4 protein-coding genes are annotated in these 2,635 nt (G+C 61.4%); all 4 read right to left on the bottom strand.

All coding sequences use genetic code 11. The features are described from left to right. A partial coding sequence (locus AHiyo1_RS19465) for a plasmid pRiA4b ORF-3 family protein (protein ID WP_253257479.1) occupies positions 1-643 on the bottom strand: 643 nt, incomplete at its 3' end. Between the two features lie 167 nt (positions 644-810). Continuing rightward, complete coding sequence (locus AHiyo1_RS19460; RefSeq protein ID WP_059389657.1) at positions 811-1,140, bottom strand: hypothetical protein; 330 nt, start codon at positions 1,138-1,140, stop codon at positions 811-813. Between the two features lie 384 nt (positions 1,141-1,524). After that, positions 1,525-1,914: a hypothetical protein gene (locus AHiyo1_RS19455; protein WP_059389656.1), complete on the bottom strand. Its 390-nt coding sequence runs from the start codon at positions 1,912-1,914 to the stop codon at positions 1,525-1,527. A 326-nt stretch (positions 1,915-2,240) separates the two neighbouring features. Then, positions 2,241-2,635: hypothetical protein (locus AHiyo1_RS25725; RefSeq protein WP_216363261.1), on the bottom strand; the 395-nt coding region annotated here is incomplete at its 5' end.

The following is a 2,635-nucleotide window of genomic DNA, read 5'->3' as shown; positions in this document are numbered from 1 at the left end:
GGTAGAACCCCTCGGCCAGCGCCAGGTTCACGGCCGCGATGTCCAGGAACGCAGGGTCGAAAGGCTTATCGGAGCCGGTCATGTCGGCCACCCAGGCGGAATGTTCAGCGTGGCCAGGATGGGACGGGTCGGCGAGGGCGTCCATGATCTCCTCGTAGCCGGGAAATCCTCCGGAGTCTTCCAGCGGGCCTCGCCGGCCGCCGTCAATCAGCAGAGCTGGTGGAGAGTCGTCGTTTGCGGGCCGGCGGGACATCAGTTCGATCCGGTGCAGCCAGCTGTCGCCGAAGTCGTATTCGTAGAAGGCTGCGCCTGAACTCAGGTCGAGCAGCTGGTCCAGGGAGCACTCCTCTTCAGGACTGTCTTCCGGTTCTTCGCATTCCTGCCTTGGTAGCCACTGCAGGACTTCCGGAATCTCGCCGTTTAGCGGCCGCAGCGGGGCGAAGGGATCATCCGTTGTGAACCTGTGCAGGTGTGCGTCCTCCCAGCCAAAGGCTGCCTGCAGAACCTTGTGTACTTGTTTCAGAGCCATGGAGCCCCGGATCTCAAGCTGACGCCAAATTGTAGGCACGCTGCCGACGAGCTCCACACGAACCTCCAGGACAGCGTCCGATCCATCTATGTTCCTGGCTGCAGACTTATTCATGGAGTCCATACTCTCAAGCAACGCTGAATGGGGACGTCGCTACTATCGGCGTTGGCAGAATCCCCGGAAAATACGGGAGTGAGGACCCTGCGGTGACCGTTTCGCCGAATCATGCGGAGATTGGTTGGCGGGTTTTCCACCCCGATGTCGGGGATTGCTGTCGCGGGTCAGGCCGCCTGGGTAGCTAATGGCCCCAGGGGCGCAGCGTAATCGGGGGCGAGGATGCTCAACCGGTATTCGGACTGGAGCGGATCGACGTGGGCAGGCAGATGGCGGGACCGCGAGCAAGTCCGGAGTTCTTCCAGCGCGTCGGGCTCGATCCAGGCCCGGGTCATATCGAGCTCCAGCGTCATGCCCGCGGTGAGCGAGTTGGCACGCTTCATCACGTCATACAGGCCGTGGACGCTTTCGGACGTCACGCGGCCCTGGGTGGCAACCTGGGCCTTTGCGCAGTCGAGGTGCACGCGGACCAGTACTCGAAACTTGTCTGTCGTCACGAAAATTTCTCCGCTCTCAGTTGGGTGCCACGACGCTGTGGCGCCCCGGGCAACCATAGACGAAATGTGATCCATGCAACATATCTATCTGCCGGTATTGGATATTCCACCGGCCAGGGGCGGGACTGCTTGCTGTCCGCGGACAATTATTCTGGCAGCGGCGACGTGCGAGAATGCCGGTCGATTTGGCACGCATGGTCATGAATCTGCGCCACTTGATCTGGCAGTTCCGTATGGCACGGGGATGGACTGATCTGGTACGCCGCGGCGGCACAGGTCGGAAGGCATACGATCATTTGGCGTGAGCCGAATGGGTGGGCCGCCCGGTCAGGAAGCCGGCGGTGATAAGGGTTATGTTGCGCCCATGAAAGCGCACATTAACAACTATTTGACAGCCAGGAGCTGTGAGGCAAACCAGCTTTCAAACTTTTCGGTGTCACGAACGAGGTGCTTTGAAACGACATACTGCCCGGGCTTCAGTTCCCAACCAACGGCACCAGCAAGCGGCAATACCAAGAAACCAATAGTGGTGAAACGGCGCCGGACCCCGCGTCGCAGCTGAGCTTTGACGAGGGCCATGACGCGGAACGGGAGAAACTTCTTATCTCTGGGATCCTTCCACCCTTGAACCGGCTCGGCCTGGTCCCGGTACCAGGCTTCCGCGTCGCCGAGCATCGGCTCGGCCGCGTTCCGCAGTTCCGGTCGGGACTCCAGTCCTGAAGCGACGTCGATCGGATGATGGACCCCAGTGAGCGACTGGGTGGTGCGTTCCATTATTTCTGACCACCACGAGGTCCATTCTGCAGAGACCAACTCGCTGTCTAAAGTGTTACCGGCTGGTTCTGCCAGGCCTGTGGGCGGATCCAGCCGCAGTCTTGCGTCGGGGCCGGTCATGAGCCCAAGGGCATCACGAATATACAAGGCCGCGACGAGTGCCCCAGGTTCAAGAAAACCAACATCGAGCTTCGGAGGCGACAGCATGCTCATGCCGTGAGGGTACCGCCAGTTGCTGCTAAATGAACATGTGGACGGTAGCCACGCTGGAACGGGCACAGATTTGGAAGGGCGGTTTCGCCACGTAGATGCTGCGGGATCGCGCGCTATCTGCCCCAGATTGTCCAGGCTTGAGCCAGTGGCGTGCTGGAGGGGGTGGCGTCTCCCACGCGGGAGGGGTTCCTCTCGATCTCTCGGGCGATGGTGTTGAACATGGCGGTGATCCGGTGGGCGGCGCGCCAGCATTCGTCATCGCTGGCTTTGGGAAAGAACCCGGTGGTCGCTTTGACGCTCAGCGTGTGGCGGTCCCGGGCCCAGAGCCCTGGTTGGAGCATCCGTGTGTTGAATCCGGGGTCCGTGACAAGACGGGCGATTCTGACGGTTTCGGGTAGGCGAGCAGGTTGAGGTTGGACGTGGCGCCTCGCCGGTGCCGCTCCGCGATGACGGATCAAGCGACCCCGGTGATCGCGCATTCGCGGGCCCAGTGCATGATGGCGGAGCG

This window comes from Arthrobacter sp. Hiyo1 (assembly GCF_001263615.2).
Lineage (GTDB): Bacteria > Actinomycetota > Actinomycetes > Actinomycetales > Micrococcaceae > Arthrobacter.
This window is presented reverse-complemented; position numbering and strand designations above follow the sequence as displayed.

Coding starts and splice junctions, on each gene's coding strand:
- AHiyo1_RS19455 (WP_059389656.1), bottom strand. CDS start 1,914: ATGGAACGCACCACCCAGTCGCTCACTGGGGTCCATCATCCGATCGAC.